The sequence below is a fragment of the Onishia taeanensis genome (assembly GCF_900100755.1).
GTDB lineage: Bacteria > Pseudomonadota > Gammaproteobacteria > Pseudomonadales > Halomonadaceae > Onishia > Onishia taeanensis.
This window is the reverse complement of the sequence record NZ_FNCI01000004.1, coordinates 199,815-220,409: the sequence shown is the minus strand read 5'-3', so window position 1 is coordinate 220,409 and position 20,595 is coordinate 199,815. Positions and strand designations below refer to the sequence as shown.

At 55.7% G+C, this 20,595-nt stretch carries 18 protein-coding genes; 4 read left to right on the top strand and 14 right to left on the bottom strand.

Translation table 11 applies throughout. The features are described from left to right. Window positions 1-53: 53 nt before the first annotated feature. The 11 genes from fliP to fliF all read right to left on the bottom strand — a co-directional run bounded on the left by fliP (window position 54) and on the right by fliF (window position 10,378). A complete protein-coding gene (fliP, locus tag BLR71_RS07885) occupies window positions 54-833 on the bottom strand; it encodes a flagellar type III secretion system pore protein FliP (protein WP_092524833.1) in 780 nt (259 codons plus the stop codon). After that, the gene (gene fliO / locus BLR71_RS07880) at window positions 830-1,309 is read right to left on the bottom strand and encodes a flagellar biosynthetic protein FliO (RefSeq protein ID WP_092524831.1); all 480 of its coding nucleotides are present in this window, start codon (window positions 1,307-1,309) and stop codon (window positions 830-832) included. Before fliO ends, fliP begins: the two co-directional genes overlap by 4 nt. Further along, a complete protein-coding gene (gene fliN, locus BLR71_RS07875; protein WP_092524829.1) occupies window positions 1,306-1,845 on the bottom strand; it encodes a flagellar motor switch protein FliN in 540 nt (179 codons plus the stop codon). Before fliN ends, fliO begins: the two co-directional genes overlap by 4 nt. Beyond that, window positions 1,838-2,884, bottom strand: coding sequence for a flagellar motor switch protein FliM (fliM, locus tag BLR71_RS07870; protein WP_092524827.1), 1,047 nt, complete (start codon window positions 2,882-2,884; stop codon window positions 1,838-1,840). Before fliM ends, fliN begins: the two co-directional genes overlap by 8 nt. 19 nt (window positions 2,885-2,903) lie before the next feature. Continuing rightward, window positions 2,904-3,383 carry a flagellar basal body-associated protein FliL gene (fliL, locus tag BLR71_RS07865; protein ID WP_092524825.1) on the bottom strand — a complete coding sequence of 160 codons (480 nt, stop codon included), beginning with the start codon at window positions 3,381-3,383 and terminating at the stop codon, window positions 2,904-2,906. Between the two features lie 183 nt (window positions 3,384-3,566). After that, window positions 3,567-4,979, bottom strand: a complete 1,413-nt coding sequence (locus BLR71_RS07860; RefSeq protein WP_092524823.1) for a flagellar hook-length control protein FliK — start codon at window positions 4,977-4,979, stop codon at window positions 3,567-3,569. An 8-nt stretch (window positions 4,980-4,987) separates the two neighbouring features. Then, window positions 4,988-5,446 carry a flagellar export protein FliJ gene (fliJ, locus tag BLR71_RS07855; RefSeq protein WP_092524821.1) on the bottom strand — a complete coding sequence of 153 codons (459 nt, stop codon included), beginning with the start codon at window positions 5,444-5,446 and terminating at the stop codon, window positions 4,988-4,990. Continuing rightward, complete coding sequence (gene fliI / locus BLR71_RS07850; protein ID WP_092524819.1) at window positions 5,443-6,837, bottom strand: flagellar protein export ATPase FliI; 1,395 nt, start codon at window positions 6,835-6,837, stop codon at window positions 5,443-5,445. Before fliI ends, fliJ begins: the two co-directional genes overlap by 4 nt. Continuing rightward, complete coding sequence (gene fliH / locus BLR71_RS07845) at window positions 6,834-7,595, bottom strand: flagellar assembly protein FliH (protein ID WP_092524817.1); 762 nt, start codon at window positions 7,593-7,595, stop codon at window positions 6,834-6,836. Before fliH ends, fliI begins: the two co-directional genes overlap by 4 nt. Beyond that, window positions 7,588-8,595, bottom strand: a complete 1,008-nt coding sequence (gene fliG / locus BLR71_RS07840; RefSeq protein WP_092524815.1) for a flagellar motor switch protein FliG — start codon at window positions 8,593-8,595, stop codon at window positions 7,588-7,590. The genes fliH and fliG overlap by 8 nt, the downstream gene beginning before the upstream one ends. Further along, the gene (gene fliF / locus BLR71_RS07835; protein ID WP_092524813.1) at window positions 8,588-10,378 is read right to left on the bottom strand and encodes a flagellar basal-body MS-ring/collar protein FliF; all 1,791 of its coding nucleotides are present in this window, start codon (window positions 10,376-10,378) and stop codon (window positions 8,588-8,590) included. The genes fliG and fliF overlap by 8 nt, the downstream gene beginning before the upstream one ends. A gap of 324 nt (window positions 10,379-10,702) precedes the next feature. Between fliF and fliE the strand changes: the two genes are divergently transcribed. Further along, entirely contained in the window at window positions 10,703-11,032 is a 330-nt protein-coding gene (gene fliE / locus BLR71_RS07830) for a flagellar hook-basal body complex protein FliE (protein WP_092525095.1), read from the top strand. A 198-nt stretch (window positions 11,033-11,230) separates the two neighbouring features. Here fliE and BLR71_RS07825 read toward each other — a convergent pair whose 3' ends face one another. After that, window positions 11,231-11,623, bottom strand: coding sequence for a flagellar protein FlaG (locus tag BLR71_RS07825; protein ID WP_092524811.1), 393 nt, complete (start codon window positions 11,621-11,623; stop codon window positions 11,231-11,233). Between the two features lie 168 nt (window positions 11,624-11,791). On the opposite strand from BLR71_RS07825, the gene BLR71_RS07820 reads away from it, so the two are divergent. Further along, the gene (locus BLR71_RS07820; protein ID WP_092525093.1) at window positions 11,792-12,664 is read left to right on the top strand and encodes a motility protein A; all 873 of its coding nucleotides are present in this window, start codon (window positions 11,792-11,794) and stop codon (window positions 12,662-12,664) included. Further along, a complete protein-coding gene (locus BLR71_RS07815; RefSeq protein WP_092524809.1) occupies window positions 12,657-13,724 on the top strand; it encodes an OmpA/MotB family protein in 1,068 nt (355 codons plus the stop codon). Before BLR71_RS07820 ends, BLR71_RS07815 begins: the two co-directional genes overlap by 8 nt. 201 nt (window positions 13,725-13,925) lie before the next feature. Here the strand turns inward: BLR71_RS07815 and BLR71_RS07810 are convergent, their stop codons facing one another. Next, a complete protein-coding gene (locus BLR71_RS07810; protein ID WP_092524807.1) occupies window positions 13,926-18,392 on the bottom strand; it encodes an O-linked N-acetylglucosamine transferase family protein in 4,467 nt (1,488 codons plus the stop codon). Window positions 18,393-18,534: 142 nt separating this feature from the next. Further along, complete coding sequence (locus tag BLR71_RS07805) at window positions 18,535-19,719, bottom strand: FliC/FljB family flagellin (RefSeq protein WP_092524805.1); 1,185 nt, start codon at window positions 19,717-19,719, stop codon at window positions 18,535-18,537. A gap of 621 nt (window positions 19,720-20,340) precedes the next feature. Between BLR71_RS07805 and BLR71_RS07800 the strand changes: the two genes are divergently transcribed. Next, the gene (locus BLR71_RS07800) at window positions 20,341-20,574 is read left to right on the top strand and encodes a DUF2835 family protein (protein ID WP_092524803.1); all 234 of its coding nucleotides are present in this window, start codon (window positions 20,341-20,343) and stop codon (window positions 20,572-20,574) included. The last annotated feature ends 21 nt before the right edge of the window (window positions 20,575-20,595 follow it).

Below are 20,595 nucleotides of genomic sequence, written 5' to 3'. Positions count from 1 at the left end.
TTGAAAATCAGACGTATCGCCGGTGCCCTTCGCCTCGTTAGATGGTGCCGGTGTCATAGATAAAAGCTCTGCGCCAGTGAGCCCATCAACAGTTGCCAGCCATCGACCAGCACGAACAGCATCAGCTTGAAGGGCAGGGAAATCGTCGCAGGGGGCACCATCATCATGCCCAGCGCCATCAGCACGCTGGCAACGACAAGGTCGATGATCAGAAAAGGGATAAACAGGGTGAAGCCAATCTGAAAAGCGGTTTTTAGTTCACTGGTGACGAAAGACGGCAGCAACACGCGCATTGGCACGTCCTCGGGGCCTTGCATGGGGCCTATGTCGGCCAAGCGGGCGAACAGAGCTAGGTCGGGTTCACGGGTTTGGGCCATCATGAACTCACGCAACGGCTGACTTGCCAGCTCGAAGAAGCGTGGAAAGGCGATGTCATCATTGCTCAGAGGGAGCCAGGCCGTCTGGTAGATATCGTTGAGCACCGGTGACATGACGAAGAAGGTCAGAAAGAGGGCGAGGCCGAGCAAGACCTGATTGGGGGGTGCAGACTGCGTGCCCATGGCGGTTCGCAGTAGGCCCAGAACGATGATGATGCGCGTGAAGCAGGTCATCATCAGCAAGGCGGCCGGCAGAAAGGCCATGCTGCTGAGCAGCAGCAATGTTTGCAACTTGATCGACCATTGCTGGCCGCCATCCCCAGTAGGACGCGATACGATGCCGGGAAGCGATTGGGCCCAAGCCGTATCGGGCAGCAGGGTCGCCAGGAGCGCGATGACCACCAGGCCAACGGGCAGGGCATAGGTAGAGATTCTGGAATCGGAAAGTGGGCTCATGAGTCCTTCCGTCCGTTATCTCGATGGTTCTTCAGCATGCTGCCAGTATTATGCCGTAAGGCGCTGGCAAAGCGTTCGGCGAAGCCTTTGCCGCTGTCCTCGGATGTCGAAGGGCGAGATGACGCCGGCTCAGCGGGCTCGGGAGCCTTGAGGTCATGCAGCTTGTTGATCTGGCCGCCGCCCACGCCCAGCACTAACCAGGTGCCTTCAACCTCGACGATGACCACGCGCTCGCGTTGTCCGACGGCCGCCGAACTGACGACCTTGATGCGCTGGCCGAAACCTAAACCGCGAGGGCCTATTCGACGTATCAGGCGACTGGCAAGCAAGATCACACCGATGATGAGGGCGAGGGCCAGTCCGACCTTGCCGATAACGGCAAGCCCGATCAGGCTATCGCCGCCTGAAGCCAGGGTGTCGATGCCAGTCGACGACATATCGGCAGCGGAGCCGGTGGTGGGTGCTGACAGGCTCATCGGTTCAGTTTCTGTACCCGCTCCGACGGCGTAATGATCTCGGTGATGCGAATGCCATATTTGTCGTCGACTACCACGACTTCGCCCTGGGCGATCAGGTAACCGTTGATCAGGATATCCATCGGTTCACCAGCGAGACCATCCAGCTCGATCACGGAACCCTGTGCAAGTTCAAGCAATTGCTTGATGGTTATCTTGGTGCGGCCAAGCTCCACGCTCAGCTTGACCGGGATGTCCATGATCATATCAAGGTCGCGAGCCGTGCCACTGTCGGCGCCGTCACCTAGCTGGCGGAAGACTTGACTACCCGCAGAGGTCGCTTCTTTTTCACTGCCTGCCCCTGCTGCCGCGTCTTGATCTTTGGCATCCCCTTGGTCACCCGCTTCGGCTGCATCCTGTTCTGCAAGTGCTGCCGCCCAAGGATCGTCGTCGGCCGACTGTTCGTCACCCGAAGCAGTGGCTTCTTCTTGCTCGGCCATGGCGTCGGCCCAATCATCGGGGATGGAGTTCTGATCGGGGTTGTTCGGGTCACTCATCGTTACTTTCCTTGGATGTCGCGGATCCCTTGATGAAGGCATCCGGGGTGTTGCCGGACATTGAGGCGTGATCGATCATTCGCAGCACGCGCAGTGCTCGTTGTTCTTTCTGACTGCCATACTCACACTCCATGACCGGTACGCCATCGACGCTGGCGCCTACGGTCTGAGGAAGCTCAATTGGCAGCACATCGCCAACTTGCAGGCTCATGACGCGAGATATGCGCGTGGGGATATCGACAAATCCAGCAATCAGCTCGACTTCGGAGTGGCGTATCTCACCTGCCATTCGCTTATTCCAGGTCTTGTCGCCGTTACCGAAGCTGTCGTTTTGTGGGTTAGTGAGAATATCCCTGAGCGGTTCGATCATCGAATAGGGCATGCAAATCTGGAAGTCGCTTGCCAGGTTGCCGACCTCGAGATGAAAAGTGGTGTTGACCACGATCTCATTGGGAGAATTGGTGATATTGGCAAATTTGGCCTGGATCTCGGAGCGCATGTAGCTGATCTCGAGCGGATATACCGATCTCCAAGCCTCCTGGTAGGCTTCAATGGCCAAATTCAGAATCCGCTGGATGATGCGCTGCTCGGTATTGGTGAACTCGCGCCCCTCGGATTTGGTCACGAAGCGACCATCGCCCCCGAAAAGGTTGTCTACGACCATGAATACCAGGCTCGGGGGGAATACCACCAGCGCCGAGCCGCGCAGTGGCTTCATGGTGATCATGTTGATATTGGTCGGGACGGGTACGTTACGAGTGAAATCGCTGTAGCTCTGGTAGCGTACGGAGTCGACAGTGATGTCTGCGCTGCGCCTGATCAGGTTGAAGAGGCTCATGCGGAAGTGCCGCGCGAAGCGTTCATTGATGATATCCAGCGCATGCAGGCGCTCGCGGATCACCCGGTGTTGGTTGGCCGGATCGAAAGGTTTTATCCGCGATTCATTGCCAGCGGCGTCTGAGGAACTGTCCTCTTCGCCGCTTACGCCCTTGAGCAGAGCGTCGATTTCTTCCTGCGATAGCAGATCATCTTGAGACATGGCGCTTGGGCACTATGAGTTATTGCACAATGAAATCGGTGAACAGCACATCACTGATCGCCAGCTCGGGTTGTGGCTCGGTCAAGGGGGTATCAAACAGCCCCAATACCTCAGCCGACAGACGAGTTTTACCGTCTGGTGAGGTCAAATCTTCAACGCTTTGATCGGCAAATAGCATCAGCATACGGCTACGGACCTGAGGCATGTGGTTTATCAGCAGGTCGCGGGTTTTTTCATCGGCGACCTGCAGCGTCAGGCCTATGTAGAGGAAGCGGTTGCCGTAGTCCTCGCCACTGATATTGACAGTGAAGGGATCAATTTTGACGAAAATGGGGTCTGGAGCCTCAACGGGTTCAGGTTCGGCATTTTCCGCGGCTTGCGCCTGGCTGTCAGTATCTAGCAAAAGATAGACACCAGCTGCCGTCGCCGATGACACAAGAACCATCAGCAACACGACCAGAAGCCATTTTTTTCCTGAGGAGGTCGAAGATTTTGCCATTTATTCCGCCGTTGTCGTAAAGGATGCCCTTTGGATGTGGAGTATGCCGGCTAATGAGATAAAACGGTGGCGCGAATAGGCCACCGTAAAGCACTCAACTCACGATTTTGTGGTCAGTCTCCCACCTGCCAGGTGGTGACAACGACGCAAGGTGGAGCCTTGTCGTGAAGGAAAAAGCTCCCCTCATGCATACAGGTCGACGCGTCCATCCATCAGGTTGGTGGTCGTCGAGCTCAGCATCGAGCGTGGGTCCACAGCGCCTTCATCCGTATCTCCGAGGATGCCAGGCCCCTGTGACTGACGACCGGCAAGGCTCTGTTCCTGGGGCTGTTGGCCGGACGCTTGGTGTCCTACCGAGGTGTCGCCAAGGGTGATGCCTTGCTGGGCCAGTGCATCTCTCAGCTGAGGGATGGCCTGTTCAAGGGCGTTGCGAACCTGGGCATGAGCAGAAAGGAACTGTGCTTGCGCACCACCGTGTTCTGCGACCTTGAGGCTAACGGATAGCGGACCGAGGTCGGCAGGGTGCAGCTTCAATTCCATCTGCTGATCGCCGCGCTGGGTCATGCCAAGCAGTTGTTGTCCGAGTTGTTGCTGCCATTGTTGGCTGGCGATAGGTGCGGTCAAGGCCCCGCTGCCGATTTGGGCCTGAGCAGATGTGGCGAGGGAGGCCGGGGTGGCGCCCGTTCCGGCCATACCGCTAAGGCGATCGCCGGATGACAGCGCCGCCAGCAAATCCGAGCTAGCGGATGATGAAGAAAAGGCTGCGCCGCGAGCATCGGCTCTATCTGCCAATAGCGAGGCTGCCGCGCTATCCGAGGCGACGAACCCTGCCATGCTCTGGCGGTTGGCAGCGGTCGCAGCAGAGTCACTGACTGCCTGAGCCATCGCACTGCGATTCAACCAATCTGTATTGAGTGCCGCCTGGCTGAGAGGCGCCTGATCCCGACGTGCATCGGCATTCGCGGTGGCTTGGCCCGCCAGCGCCAATTTCTCGCCATTGCTGGTGGAACTGCCAGCCTGGTCGATGAGATTCATCCGCGCGGCAATCATGGCGAGGCCAAGCGGTCCATCGTTGACGTCGGTGCTTGGCGTCGCATCGGGTGAGGCGCCGTTCGCCATGGATGAGTCAGTCGTACCCGTGTCGACGTCACTCAGCCAGGTCTGTGAGCCATCCAGGTCTGACGTCGAGTTCTTCTGAGCATGATTTGGCAGTGCCTCAAGTGCCGACAGAACTTGGCTAAGGTCTTGGGAGGCTTTCTCGCCCAGCGGCTTACCGTCGAGAAGGGCGGCCAGTGCTTCTCGTTGTGAAGCGGTGAGGGCATTCTGGGCTGGATCCTGCTGAAGCTGTTCCTTCAAGGCACTCAGCTGCTCTGGGCTCAGCGCCGAAACCGCCTGCTTAAGGCGCGCTAGCGGTGTGTCTTGAGAGTGCGACAGGGCCTGGGCCGAAGAAGCATTTTGTTTGCCGTCGCTGAGGGTCTGGCGCTGAGACAGCAGTGCTCCGAAGTCCTCAGCGGCGCCTTGCTGTGCCCCATTCGCCTGCCGTCCTGTGGCTTTGCTTGAGGAGCCGGGGGCTGACATTACGTCTATGATATCCATGTAATCTCCTAGAGGCCCCGATCATCGGGTGTGCGACGCAGCAGACTATTGCTGCTCATTTCATCGTTGTGGCGTTGTTCTTGGCGTTGCTCGATACGACGAGCCTTTTCCTGGCGGCGATTTGCCAAGGTATCGTAGGACGTCAAGCGCTTCTGCTCTTCCCGCCAATGCTGCTGGCAGCCTTCGACACGCTGCGCGTGATCCTCGAGCGCCGCACGAGCTCGGTCTACCGCGGCATCGAGGGAGGCCAGGAACTGCTGATAGTTGTGCAGCGTCGCCGGGTCTATGCCTTTATGCATGGCATTCTGCAGGCGAGTGGCGTATTCGAGTCGGTAGCGTCGCAGCGTATCGAGTTGCGTTGAGGCCTGCTGCTGGGAGCGTCGTTCGTTGGCCAACGTCTGGCCGGCTGCATCTCGTGCCTCTCTGGCCAGCTCTGTCAGGGTATCGAGCGGTAAAGATGCACTCATTTTCCACCTCCAACGATAGCCGATAAGGACTGTCTGGCTTCCGCCACGTCCGCTCGTTCGTCAATCTGTTGCTGCAGGAAGTATTCCAAGTGTGGGAATAGCTGCACGGCCTGATCAAGCTGCGGGTCATGGCCGGGGCTGTAAGCGCCTACGCTGATCAGGTCGCGGTTGCGCTGATAGCGTGAAAAATGCTGCTTGAAAAGCCGTGCCTGATGTTGCTGTGCATGATCCGTGATCGCACCCATCGCACGACTGATCGAGGCTTCGATGTCGATAGCAGGGTAGTGGCCCGATTCAGCAAGAGCGCGCGACAGCACGATATGGCCGTCCAGGATGGCACGCGCCGAATCGGCGATAGGGTCTTGTTGATCATCACCTTCGGTCAAGACCGTATAAAAGGCAGTGATCGATCCGCCGCCTTTTTCGCCATTGCCTGCGCGCTCGACCAGCCCGGGCAGTTTGGCGAACACCGAGGCGGGATAGCCTTTGGTCGCGGGGGGCTCACCGATCGCCAAGGCAATTTCACGCTGTGCCATGGCATAGCGCGTAAGCGAGTCCATGATCAGCAGTACGTTTTTGCCTTCATCGCGAAAGCCTTCTGCAAGACGAGTGGCATAGGAGGCACCCTGCAGACGTTGCAGAGGAGAAGTGTCGGCAGGCGCCGCCACGACCACGGACCGCTTGCGACCTTCATCACCGAGGATGTTGTCGATGAAGTCCTGTACCTCTCGGCCACGTTCACCAATTAACCCTACGACAATCACGTCGGCTTTGGTGTATCGGGCCATCATCCCAAGCAGCACTGACTTACCAACGCCGGAGCCAGCAAAAAGCCCCATGCGCTGACCGCGGCCTACGCTCAGCAACGCATTGATGGCGCGGATACCGACATCAATCTGTTCATCGATAGGCGCCCGTGCCAGCGGGTTGAGCGGTGGCGTTGCCAGTGGCGCATGGGGGACGTCCTGCAGTGATCTCTCGCCGTCCAGTGGCTTGCCGTTGCCATCGACGACTCGCCCGAGCAGCGATGCTCCCAAGGGAAAGCGCCGAGCGGTTTGTGTTCCGCCATCGCCAAGCGGAAGCACACGAGCACCTGGCGTCAGGCCGCTGATCTCCGCGAGTGGCATCAGGAACAGCTTTTCGCCGGAAAACCCCACCACTTCTGCTTCGGCGTAGCGCGCCTTGGCATGGAGGCTATCCGTGCTCAATTCGATACGACAAGCGCTTCCCAGCGGCACGCGAAGCCCTACGGCTTCAAGCACTAGCCCCGTTGCGCGCGTAATGCGGCCGCTGGCCCGGTAGCTGGGCAATGCCTCGACGCGCGCCATGACCCGGTCGAGAGTTTCTCGCCAGTGGGTCTGGTGTGTGGTCGCGCGCTCGGCGGCATTCATGCTTCGGTCTCCTGGTCTTGCTCCTGCTGATTATTGAGTACCGAGTGAGCAGGTAGCCGCTGACGTATCTGGTCAGCGATAGCCTCGAAGCGCGATTCCCAGCTGGCATCCAGTTCGCCGCTCTGGCTCGTGACCCTGCATCCACCCCGGCTGAGCTGATCGTCGGGTTGTAGCTGCCAGCCTGCACCTTCGATCTCGTTGCCAAGCTGCTCTTCCACGATGACCATGTCCTCTGGATGCAGCCAGAGTCTTGGCTTACCGGACAGGGCCGGCTCGACATGAATCAGCTCACGCACGATGTCTAGGATCTGCTCGGGACTCGCCTTTAGCGCATCCCCTGCCAGTTGACGTCCTGTCGCAATGGCCAGGTTGACCAGGGCATCGGCAATCTCGTCATCCAGTTGCGCGATGGCTTCGCCGAAGCGAGAGGCAAGGGGCTGCAAAGGGGCTATGGTGTCATGCATCTTCTGACGTAATTCTTCTTCGCCTTGGGCACGGCCTTGTTTTAGCCCCTCTTCATGTCCTTTCTTGCGTCCTGCTTCGAAGCCATCCTGGTAGCCTTTTTCGCGTGCTTCGTCATGTACCCGTTGCCGCTCGGCCTCAAGAGCTGCTTGATGTTCCTGAGCGCGACGCCGGATTCTCGCTTGGCGCTCAAGGTCGGCAGGACGTGCCGCAGAGGCGGTACGTGCGCGCTCCTTTAACTCGTCCATTTGCCAGGGGCGCCATTGAGCATTCCAGCGGTCGTCAGGGTCAGACATAGCTGTCGTCTCCTCCACCCAGTACTAGTTCGCCGTTATCGGCAAGGCGCCTGACGACTTGCAGAATGGACTTCTGCTCGGCTTCTACCTGAGACAGGCGAATCGGGCCACGAGCTTCCATGTCCTCGCGCAGCAGCTGGGCAGCTCGCTGCGACATGTTGCGCATGAATTTCTCCATCAGGGTATCTGGCGCACCCTTCAGTGCCACGACCAGAGAATTGGTCTCGATTTCCTTGAGCAGCATCTGAATGCCGCGATCATCGATGTCTTCCAGATTTTCGAACAGGAACATTTCGTCGATGATGCGCTGTGCCAAGTCTTCGCTGTGAGCCCGTACGGTCTCGATAACGGTCTCTTCCTGATTGGAGTTCATCAGGTTGAGGATCTCGGCCGCCGTTCTTACGCCGCCCATCTTGCTGCGCTTGAGGTTCTGGCCGTCCAGCATATTGCCCAGCACTTCGGTCAATTCCTGCAACGCCGCCGGTTGAACACCGCTGAAGGTGGCGATGCGCAGGACCACGTCATTGCGTAGCTTGTCATCGAGAAGCTCTAGGATATCGGCGGCCTGGCCGCGTTCCAGGTGCACTAGGATGGTGGCAATGATCTGCGGATGCTCGTCGCGGATCATTTCGCACACCACCGAGGCTTCCATTAGATTCAGTGCATCGATACCAGAGCTCGCGCCCTTGGATTCAAGCACGTCCTCGATCAGGCTCGTCGCGCGCTCACTGCCCAGCGCTTTGGTCAGCACAGAGCGAATATGCTCGCTGGAATTGACGTTGATAGAGGCATATTCGTCGATCTCCTTGCGGAACTCATTGAGTACCACGCGCATATCTTCATGCGAGATCTGGCCGAGTTCAGCCATTTGCTGGCTGATGCTCTGAACCTCTTGCGCCGAGTAAAACTTGAAGACCTCGGCGGCACTGTCTTCATCCAGTGACAACATGAGGATGGCGCTTTTGCGGGCGCCACTGAGTTTGCTTGCGTCTTTACTCATCTTTGTTCATCCAGCTGCGTGCGATCATCGCGACCATGCGGGGATCTTCTTGTGCCATTTCACGAAGATCTTGAAGGTTTTGCTCATAGGTCGCGGACTTGCGCGGACGTCTGGGCGCTGTATAGGTTTCAGCCGGGCCCTCATCGCCACCTTCGGCACCGTCGAAATTGCCCTGATCACCGTCCTGGCCGACCGAGGTGTTAATGGTCTGGCCGGCGCTGGACATCTGGCCGGCGCCAGGCAGGCTTGGCTGCTCTGTGTAGCGCTTGATCAGCGGGCGCAGAATCAACAGGTACAGCAGTAGGATGGCAAGGCCCACTAGCAGGTAACGCCCCAGCTTGAAGGCCAATTGCTGGATGTCGGACTGCTGCCACCACGCCAGCTGCACGGCGTCGTCATTGCGGCCTGTGAACGGGCTATTGACGATTTCGATAGCGTCACCGCGGCCTTCCGAGAACCCGATGGCTTGCCGCACCAGGCGCTCTATCTGGGCAATCTCAGTATCGTCCAGCGGAACCATTTCCAACTGGCCTTCGTCGTTCATCTCTTCGCGGTAGTTGACCACCACCGCGGCAGTCAGGCGCTGGATATCACCGCGCTGGTACTGGATATGGGTAACGTTACGGTCAACTTCGTAATTGATGACGTTGTCTTGGCTCAAACGACTTGGCGGGTCACCACCATCGTTCTCGCCATTGTCGTTGGCTCCCGCATTACCTCCAGCACCAGCATCCGCGTTGGCCTGGTCGACCGGCGAGGCGGCGGCGCCCGGGGGGGTGTTGGTGAGTGCGCCTGGGACCCCTTGAGCGAGGTCATTGCCGCCTGAATAGGTGCCACTGACCTGCGCGCTCCTGACGGCGGCTTGGTTGGGGTCCTGGTTGGGACCATAGCGCTCAGCCGTTTCCTCACGACGCGAGAAATCGACCTGGGCCGTCACTTGGGCATGGATGTTGCGGTCACCCAGGATGGGCTTGAGAATATTTTCTATGCGCCGTTGATAAGAGGTTTCTACCTCGGAGACGTAATCTAGCTGTGTGCCGTTGAGACCGCTATTGGCCCCGTCCGGCTGTGACAGCAGGCGGCCGTTCTGGTCGACAACGGTGACATTCTCTAACGCCAGGTCCGGAACGCTGCTGGACACCATGTGCGTGATGGCGTTGATCTGCCCCTCACCCAGGACTCTGCCAGGCTGCAGGGTCAGAACGACCGATGCCTTGGCGGGTTTCTCTTCGCGAACAAAGACCGACGGCTGGGCCATCGCTAAGTGGATGCGGGCTTTTGATACGGGGCCCAGGGCCTCCATTGAGCTTGCCAGTTCGCCCTCAAGCCCGCGCTGGAAGTTGACCTGTTCGGCAAATTGGCTGATGCCGAAGGCCTGGTCGTCCATAATCTCTAGGCCGACATTGCCCCCTTGGGGAAGTCCTTGCTCGGCCAGTTGCAGGCGCAGCATGTTGACTTTGTCACTCGGCACCAGCAGGGCGCTGCCCCCGGCAGCGAATTGATAGGGCACCTGGCGACTGTCGAGTTCGTTGATGATGCGCCCGCCGTCTGCCTCGCTCAAATTGCTATAGAGCACTCGGTAGTCCGGTGACTGGGCCCACATCAGCAGGGCGATCACTATCGCAATCACTGCGGCCAGAGCGATCAGCAGTGGCAACATGGGGTTGCGCTTCAACTGATCCTTGATTCGATCGAAAGCTGGCTGTGCCGCCCCGCGCTGTGCGCTGGCAGAGGACGTATTGCCCTGGCGTGCAGAATCGGTGGCCGTGGCCCCGTTGCTCATGAAAGCCTCCGGCAGCGATCGGCAGTGCGTGTCGTGATGTGCTCAAAGGTGTGGGCAGAAGACATGTCAACATCCGTTCATCGCGGGTGTCCGTCCCGAGTCGGGCGGTACTAGTTCGGGCAGTGCTACTTCTCATCAGTACTGTTTCCGTCAGTACTGTGTCTGCCAGTGCAATTTTGTCAGTACTATGATGAACGCTATTATCCTCAGCAACGGCAACGACAAAGGTCAGAAAAGCCTGTTGTTTTGTCGCCAATTGGCTGAATGGGATGCGGGATCTTCCTGCTAGGCTTCACCCATTACTCCCACGATGAGGCTAAGCCCATGAGTTCTCCTTCGATTCAGTCGGCGCTCCAACAGATGCAGAGCCTTTCCGCTCAGGCCAGCGGCGAGCAGCTCAAGGGGCAGTCCGTGTCCACGTCGGTAGGGCAGGGGGGCTTTGCCGATGAGCTCAGCTCGTCGCTACAGCGCATCAATGAGATGCAGCAAACGGCGGCCGGCCAGCGCACCGCCTTCCTGTCGGGGGACAAGGACGTTGCGCTGAACGACGTGATGGTCGACATGCAGAAAGCCAGTGTGGCATTTGAAATGGGCGTGCAGGTTCGCAACCGCCTCGTTACCGCCTACAAGGACGTGATGAACATGCAGGTCTAGTAAGGCCTGTCGGCATTAGGTGGGGCTGACTCGCGGTTTACACTTTTGGTGCAGATGCGAGTCTTGTAGACCGCTTTCCTGAGAGGCTTGAGAGTGCTTTGACCATACCTGCATCGCGTGGCAAGCCGGGAGGTACACAAGAGCCTCAGTATCCAGAAGCCAAAGCCAGGCCTGAACCCCGAGGCTTATATAGCCTGCTCATGCTTCGAAGCTGATCAGGCGGCCTTGCATCTCGTCGAGCTGCTCTGCGATTCGCAGCACTTCTTCTGATGGGATCTGGCGAATGACGTCACCGCTGACGCGGTCGACGATTCGTGTCACCACTCGAGACGGGTGTTCATCGAGTGAAAACTCGATCCCGTAACTGCGCATGACCTCATTGATGCGCTGGATGGGGGCAACGAGTTCGCCTGCACCGGGCGAGCCGATAGCGGCAGACGAGCTTGCCGTCGGTGCGGCACGGCCATCAACGGCTGATTCGTCGGCTGGTGATAACTGCGCGAGAGCGCTGTCGATGCGTTGGCGAGCAGTGAGTTCACTTAGCGCCGGTGCCGTGTTCAGAGCGCCTGTTTCATTGATCGGTGACGTCATGGCCATATCCCTCTGTGTGCAGACGTTGATCCCCTGCAGTTCACTATCGACAGAGGAAGCCAAAACTTTAGGGAGATATTGTTAGCTCCCTTGTCATGCACGTGACCCTTGCATCGCTCCAGCGGTTTTCCCTTTTTCTTATCAGCGACCCAGGCGGATATCCAGATCATGAACCCCTCCACACTGATTGGTATTGCGGCCAGCTTGATGATGCTGGCAAGTGTGCTACTGCTGAGTGCCCAGACACCTGCGAGCTTCATCAACCTCCCCGGGCTTGCCATCGTACTGACCGGCACGCTGGCCGCCACTTTCATTAGTTACCCCTTGCGCGAGGTGGTGCGGGTCGTTCGCCTGGTTGGGCTGGTATTTCGTCGCGAGAACAGCCGCGTCGAAGAAGACCTTCAAGAACTGGTGGGGCTGGCGAAGCTTTGGTTTTCAGGCGATGTGCGAGGGGTCGAGAAAAGGCTGGACAGCTTACGCAACCCTTTCATGCGCACCGGTATTCAATTGGTTATCGACAATACCCGGGAAGAAGAAATCATAGACTTGCTGAGCTGGCGGATTGCCCGCCTAAAAGCCCGCGAGCGAGCCGAAGCTCAGATCTTTCGTACCATGGCGCTTTATGCGCCGGCCTTCGGCATGATTGGCACCCTGGTCGGGCTGGTCAATATGCTGGAGGGGATGGATGCCGCACAGATTGGCGTGATCGGTGAGCGCATGGCCGTAGCACTGCTGACGACCTTTTACGGCATCGTGTTGGCAAACCTCATTTTCAAGCCGATCGCGGTGAAGCTCGAGCGACGCACCGAAGAACGCTTGATCGCCATGAACATGATCCTCGAAGGCGTATCGTTAATGTCGCGCCGCCGTTTGCCGTCGTTCATTGAAGAGACGCTCAAGTCGTTAATGGCCAACCATCACGACGAGCTTCGTGATGAGCTGAGTGAAGAATCCGATAGCCCCGCAGGTACTCAGGTAAACAGCGAAAAATCACGCCGGCGGTTGCCCAAGATGATGAGAAAGGCTCGCCACAATGCGTGAGGTAAAGCGCGGGCGAACTGGCAAGCACGATATTCTCGACGACGCCGGGCCCGAGGACACCAGCGGTGTATGGATGCTCAGCTACATCGATGTCATGACCCTGCTGGTCGCCCTGTTTGCCCTGCTACTAGCGGTCGCCGCCGCGAACAGCGCCGATGCGCCAAACCAGCAGATACCGGATGGCCCCTTAGCAGAACAGGTATCGCCCGGAGCTATCGTGGTGGCACTGGGTATCGGCAACGGAGCGCCTGCGCTCGTTTCAGATGATGCGCCGCGTGTCCAGGCCGAGGGTGCGCTGATGTTAGCCGGTGCCATCCAGGCCTGGCAGCAGAATGCGGTGGACGGAATGGCTGCCGCTCAGTCTGGAAGACAGGTCGCTACTCGCGAGCCCTTGGCTCTGGCAGAACACCTGCCCTCTCCGGTCAAGCAGATTGATCCGTCTGGTGCCCTGGCACTTCAACCACCTTCTAGCGCAGTTGCGGCCGTTACCGCTCTGCCTCCGGTGATGCTCGATCAGCGCCTCAATCTAGCAGCGCTCGGTGATATGAAAGTTGTCATCACCCCCGCTGCGCCCGCCAATACGGCTCGCTTATCGCCTGAGGCGGTGGCGTCCGCGAGAGACCTTAGCGAAGCCATCGATTCCCAGCTCGCCGACGCCAAAGTGCTGCCAAGTCTGGAGGGCGTGGAAGTCTCCAGCGTTTCCGAAGGCATTAATCTGCGTATCCAAGACCGGTTGGTTTTTGAATCTGCTGCCGCAGACCTGACCGAGATTGGAGAAGATGTCGTCAATCGCCTGGTGAATATCATCCAGCGCTACGACGGCACTGTATCGGTGGAAGGCCATACCGATAGTCGTGACATCGACACCGAGCGCTTCCCATCTAATTGGGAGCTGTCTGCTGCCCGCGCTACGGCGATTCTTCGTCAGCTGCAGGCGGCCGGGGTAGACGCCAAACGGCTAAGAGCGATTGGCTATGGTGATACGCGGCCGCTTGAAAGCAACGATACATCAGAAGGGCGCTCGGCTAACCGGCGCGTGGAAGTGATTGTGCATTTGTAGGGTTTTCCGGGGCGGGTGGCATGGGTGATTACTTTTTTGTGCCTCACCCATGTTTGTGCTTTTTCAGTATCAGGAGTTAACTGTTACCCGGCTATAGCCTCTGCAGCTATGGGAGGGTGCTTCATTTTCAGGAAAATGATAAATAATTCGGATGATCTATCTTGGGTTCATAGATCATCCGAGAATTTTTATGTCAGAAGTTTATGAGTACCCCAAGCACCTCATGATGTCATCTGTCTCATGATTGATGATCGAGACTTCTTCATCTGAGAGTTCTCCTCTCCAGATGCCTCTTCGATCTTGTAATGGCTGTGTCATTTGCCAAGCTCGGCGCTGGAGGTGGTTCCTCTCGCCTTTGCCATCCGTCTCTTTTGGCGTAACGCCGAACCAGGTCTTATTGGACTCGCTGAAATCTAGCATAGTAGTTTCAAATGGGACTCCAATGAAGCTGCAAACTTTCTTCAAAGTCTCCTGAGGAGAAGCCACTATATCCTCGTAATAGACTAGGAGAGTGTCTTCATCGTTAAGGTGTGTCATGGCCTTTCTATTGTCATCTATCCACCTTCTCAAGGAAGAGGAAAAATCGCCTGAGCGGTTCTTGAGTGAAAATACGACATCTTTAACATCTCGAACCATGATGATGAATTTTGATTGAGGGAGTTTTTTTCTCATCTCCTCTATTTTATATAGGTGCCGAGGGGTTTTTTCGCATAGTATTGTTTTTCCCTGTGCTTCGGCATGTAGTGCTTCATTATTGTACTCGGAAGGAAAGCTTTCGCCATTCGAAAGAAACCAGTTGGTTTCTCTCATTACGGTGTGAATTGCGGAATGGGCACCCAAGATGCTAGCCATTAGGGTGGTGCCAGTGTGTCCACATCCCACCACGAATACGTTTTTCTCTATTTTCTTTTCTTTTCCAATGTTGATGTTGATGTCTGATTTTATGTTTTTTACATAAGACTCCATGTCTATGTTTTTGCAGTCCTGCAAGATGCGATAGGCCAGGTCATAGCTTCCGTATGCTGCATGGAGAATAAGAGCCATTTTCTTTTTTTCATCATCGCTAATACTTTCGAGTTGGTTGATGTCTCGAATGTATACAGCATCCGCTGTTGTCAGTTGGTTGATGCCATTGTGAACCTGGCGATTGATGACCAAGGGGGCAAATAGCCTCTTGCGCTGCTCAAGTAGAGCGTGGAGCATGAAACCTTGCTCTCGCATCCATTGGTCGACCTCAGCAAAAAGCGGCTGATTTTCATAAAGCCGTATGAAGTTGACCTCGGTTTGTATGACGAGAGTGTTAGATAGCTTGTTTTTCGCATTTTTAAATACGGTAAGCTCGCCGCCTTGGATATCGATTTTTAGCCAGTCAATATCCCCTACCTCTTCTAAGTCGTCGAGACGCTTTGTATCAACCCGCTCGATTTTCTCCACTGTGCCCCATACAGGGTAGCCGTGGAAGTGATCTAGTACTGCTTTGTTGGGTTTGAGAGTCGATGTCATGCCAGGTGCTTTACACAGGTACAGGCTGGCTTCCGCTCCATCTCCGACCACGTAAGGAAGATATGTTTCGTGGGGACCCTTGCGCATTTCAAGTTTTTTGAGAGCTTCTCGTTGTGGTTCAAAGCCGACAAGGCTAACCGCTCCTTGCTCGAGAAGCCCTGTATATGGTGGTGTACCATCAATTGGGTTGGCACCAATGTCGACGACTTGTATTTGCTTGTCTATGCACCAGTCATAGTGCGGTTGCTGTGGGGGCTCGCCCAAGGGGGCGCGATGTACCTCTTTTGTAATTCGGCTGCTTTCTTTTTTATTGTCGTCCGTTAACTGGGGTGGCTGGCTCTGATTCTTAAGTTGCGCTTCTACTTTACGCTTATCCTCATCGTAGCTTGTGACCGCTTGCTTATTGCCAGATAAAAACTCTGCGCCAGAAATCATGTCCTGAGCTGCTAGATACTTCTCCGAGGCGGCTTGATCGGCCTGATTGATAAGGCTATACGCTAGATCCTTTATGCCATAGGCGTTATGAAGTAGGAATGCCAGCTTTAGGCGCTGGCTATCCGTAAGGTCTCGCAGGCGATTTTGACTTGGTATGAACAGTGCATCAGCACTGACTAGGTTGGTGGCCTGCCGCTCTTTCAAATCCTTTCGGCTGGGGATTTGACTGCGGTGCCGTGGTTCGTGTAGCCGGTAGAAACGGAATCCGTGTCTGCTGGCCCAGTGCTGTACCTCCCCTAGGTTAGGCTGACGTTCGTGAGTGGGTTGAAAAGCGACTCTTACGTGGAGTAATAGAGTGTTTTTTAATGCTTTAGTACCGTTGTCAAGGATGTCAGTTGCATCGTTAAGTTCATCCAGAACCAGCCAGTCAATTGATGGAAGACCCTCGATACTGTCAATCGCAATGGTATTGAGTGGCAGTCGAGTCAGTACTTGGCTGTCTTTGTAGGTGGCTTCCTGCTGATCATCATTGCCAAGTGGTGGCAGCGTGGAGCTGAGCTTTGGATCTAAGCAGGCATGCAGCACCCCTTGCTGGCCATTCCCAAGGGAGGTATTGGGGTAGTAGTGAACCCCATTATGTTGTTTGAGTGAGCTTTCCAAGGCTATGCTGCTGGGGTCAAAGGCTATGAGTTCCAGAGCGTTGCGCTGTAGCAGTTGACGAATTACATCGTTGTGAAGAAGTTGTCCGCCGTTATCCACAGCGATGAGTTTACCGTCGAACTGCCATTGGAAGGTGGCATCATTTTCTGCTTCTGAGACGTCAGCGCTCTGAATTCTTACAGGAGTTTTCTCATCTTTAAACTGAGCTTCTCCAGCTTTATTGAATGTAAGAGGTGCAGGGGGCTTTTCGTCGCAATGACGCTGCCATATGGCGCGTAGCATTGTCTTGAAGTGTCGGGTGAAGCTTGGGTTATCGCACACAGGTGACTGACGCAAGATATCCCGCAGGTTCTCGCGGATAGTGGAAAGGCTATCAAGGTCCGATGACAACTCCTCTGCGCGTTGCCGGTATTCCTCCCAGCTATTTGTTACTAGTTCTGGCAGTCCCGCATTGACCAAGTGGGTGGCACTGTGGCGGCCGGCGAAGGTGGGGCCAGGCAAGGTGATAACAGGAACGCCCATGTATAGGGCTTCACAGGTCGTAAGACCACCTGAGTAAGGCCAAGGATCTAAGGCGATGTCTACTTTATTATAGCAATCTAATAGTTCTCTGTGGCCTGATGGCCCTTCAATTGTCAGCCTATCCACAGGAATGTCATTATTTGAAAAGGCAGTTTCTATCTGCTGACATTTGGCTGGGCTTTCGAACTGCATTCCTTTTAAGTAGATGCGTGAGTTGGGGATTTGGTGTAGTAATTTTGCCCACTCTCTCACTAGGTCTTCGTTGATTTTTTCCGGGTTGTTGAAGCAGCCAAAAGTTATTACGCCGCTCTGCGTGGCCGGCAAGACACCAATGTCTGGTGCGTGCTGTGGTGGCGTATAACAAATATAGTCGTCGGGAAGTCGAATCAGATTTTCAGTATAATTCTGGTCCACACCCTCAGGTGTTTCAATAGCATCACTGATCAAATAATCTATAGCGCGAACGCCGGTGGTGTTGATTAAGCCGCCAATCCATTTAACGATTACGGGGGCGGGTTCCATCGATACAGTCAACATGCGGTTGCCAGCATTGTGGCCGGTCATGTCGATTAAGATATCGATCTTATCGTCTACTATTTGACGGTAGAAGTCTTGGTCATTCAGATGCTGTATGGGCTGCCATTTTGTGGCAGTACTTTTAAACCCCTTCGTGATACCATCTTCGTCGTTGTTCGAGCTGTAGTAAATGAGCTCGAAAGACGATTTTGATAGGTGTTTCATGACATTCAGCGACATGTAACCTACAGGGTGGCGACGAAACCCATCTGAGAAAAGGCCAATACGCAATGTTCGCGTAGGCTCGCTAGTGTCTGTTTTGGGGCGCTCGGGTGTCGTGGCGGGGGCAAAAAGTGTATTCCATCGCTTGCACTCGTTGGCGATGGCGTCATATGGGTAGTTGGGGATGTAATGAAGCGTTGTGATCCTGTTAGAAAAAACAAAGTATGCGTCAGGTTTGATGCTTTGCGCTAAGTCGTAATATTTTAATGATTTCTCAAGATCGCCAGAGCTCTTCAGGATGTTTGCAAGGTTATTGGCAGCGGAAAAACTTTTGTTATCTATTAATAGTGCTTTTTCGTAGGCGCTCTGTGCTTCTTTGTAATAATGGAGTGCACCATAGGCATTACCTAGCGTGACATGGTAGTCGGCGTTTTTATCTGAAGATTTACATGCCTTTTTAGCGTGCTCTAACGATAGTTGCTTTCTATCACTATATCTATACAGGTACGCAAGGTAGTTGTGTGCGTATGCATAGGTAGGGTCATTGTCCACTGCTAGCTGCAAGTGGTCGTAAGCCGATTCTAGCTTGCCTAGGCGGTGCATGGCACGACCCAGTAGGGCGTGCGCCTCAGGGTGGCGTGGCTCGTTCTCGATTACATCTTCTAATAATTCGCAAGCCCTTCGATGATCGCCGGCATCCGTCAGCTTTTGCGCTTTCTTTAATAGTGCTGCGTGTTTTTTATCGTGTGCATTTTTTTTCCCTGACGGCCTGCGTGTAGTGCTGTCTTTTTGACGATTACGCTTCGACATTTTGCGGTTCCTATGAATAGCATTCTTTTCATAGTAAACAACTTTGCCGCGTTCGAAACGAAGAAAAACGGGATAGCCAATGGCTATCCCGTTCTTTTGCAGCCTAAAATTTACTAGGCTTGAGGGGCTCTGGAGCGGGTGATTAGCCCAGCAGGGACAGAGCGCTCTGGGGCAGCTGGTTAGCCTGGGCCAGAACAGAGGTGCCGGCTTGCTGCAGGATCTGGTTCTTGGTCATATCCGCAACTTCTGTTGCGTAGTCAGCATCCTCGATGCGAGAGCGTGCGGCAGAGAGGTTGGTCTCTGTGGTGCTCAAGTTGGTAATGGCAGAATCGAAGCGGTTCTGCAGGGCACCCAAGTCAGAGCGCAGGCTATCGACTTGTTGCAGGGCGCTGTCAAGGGTAGCCATCGGGTCGGTGGTGCCCTTGGTTCTCAGCGCGTCGGCAGTCGCGTCGCCAGCCGCAACTGTAAACGCTGCTGTGGTGTTAGTGGTAGCTGCATCCTGCGGATCCAGTGCCACATAGTAAGTAGCAGTGACGCCGCTTTCCACGTTAAGGCCATTCGCACCCAGGGTGGCGATTTCGGCCGCAGAGGTAGTGTTGACGGTCACCTCAGCGTAGTAGTTGCCTTCGTCGTCCACTACGGCGTCGGCAGTAGCCACGGTGATGCTACCGGAAGCGATACCGAGGTTAGTCGCCAGGTCGGCACCGAAGTCGTTGACTGAAGAGTCAGCGATCTGGGTGGTATCACCGTAAGAGTCACGGAAGTTAGCGCCAGTTGCTGCTGCAGGTGTGCCCTGCGGACCAGAAATGTTGAAGCTATCAAGGCCAAGTGTGCTGGCATTGATTTCATCCAGCTGGATGTCGATGGTCTGGTTGTCTTCGGCGCCGACCTGAATGGACAGGCTCTGCTCGGAGGCCAGTACCTTGACACCGTTGAAGCTAGTTTCCTGGGAGATGCGGTCAACTTCGTTCAGGCGCTGGTTGATCTCGTCCTGAATGGAGTTGAGGTCATCCTGGCTGTTGGTGCCGTTAGCGGCCTGAACGCTCAGTTCGCGGATACGCTGCAGGTTATCGTTAACCTGGTTCAGGGCGCCTTCTGTCGTTTGAGCGACAGAGATACCGTCATTGGCGTTACGCTGAGCCTGGGACAGGCCAGTGATCTGGCTGGACATGCGGTTGGCGATGGCCTGACCAGCGGCGTCGTCTTTGGCGCTGTTGATGCGCAGACCAGAAGACAGGCGCTCCATGGAGGTGCTCAGCGCACTCTGTGACTGGCTCAGGTTTTGCTGGCCGATCATCGCGGTGATGTTGGTATTGATCACGGACATGTGATGTTCCTTTTAACTGTAGAGGGCTCCATTGGCTGGCCGTGGTTCCTTACCTCGGGCCTGCCGTAACGGCGCCGTTGGCCGTTACCCTAGTTATCGGGACATGTGCAAAAAGCTTTAGACCTTGAGCAGATTTTTTTTATGAGTGGGCGATCATGTGCTGTCATGGGGGCTGTGGTCAGCCTGCTTTGCTGCGTTCATTAGCGTTGGTGCGGGGCTCTACGCATGATGTGATCTGCTCCAGCCGCATTCATCTCGATTTCCTGTCCTGGTAATTCAAAGACGTGTTTCCAGCAGTGGCGGTTTGGTGCTAGCCAGGGTGGCGGCACAAGCTTGCTGCTGATGTCAGAGCAAGCTTCGCTAGCTTTGTTACAGGCGAGAGCGCTCTTTGTTGCCTTGCGCGTATTCCGGTGGGCTGCTTGCCGTCAGTAACCTTGAGTCATTCTAGCATGAGGCGCGCGGCCATCCTTGGTCCCAAAGTCCCGCGTCCTTGCTAAGGCGGTGTTGCGGGCTTGCCTTGCGCGCCACCATCGCATCCACCATTTTGACCTGTGTGCGGTGCCGGATCGGGTTTACGGGCTTTTTATGTCAAAACCATGATATTGGATTGAGGAATACGCAGTGCCGAGTGTGGATATCTGGCTGAGCCTAAGCCGTAAGCAATGTTTGGATTACTACGAGGGGCAGGTGCAGCAGGTATATGCCCAGTCGCTGGATGGGCGCCGCGTGGCCTTCCCTGCCCGTGTGCTGAATAAAGTGGTCGGCAAGCAAGGTGTGGAAGGGTATTACCGGCTGAGTTTTTCTGATGAAGGGCGGTTCGAGTCGCTAGAGAAGGTGCCGATCTTGGGGCGGTGAGGCAATAAAGGTTGGTTGCAT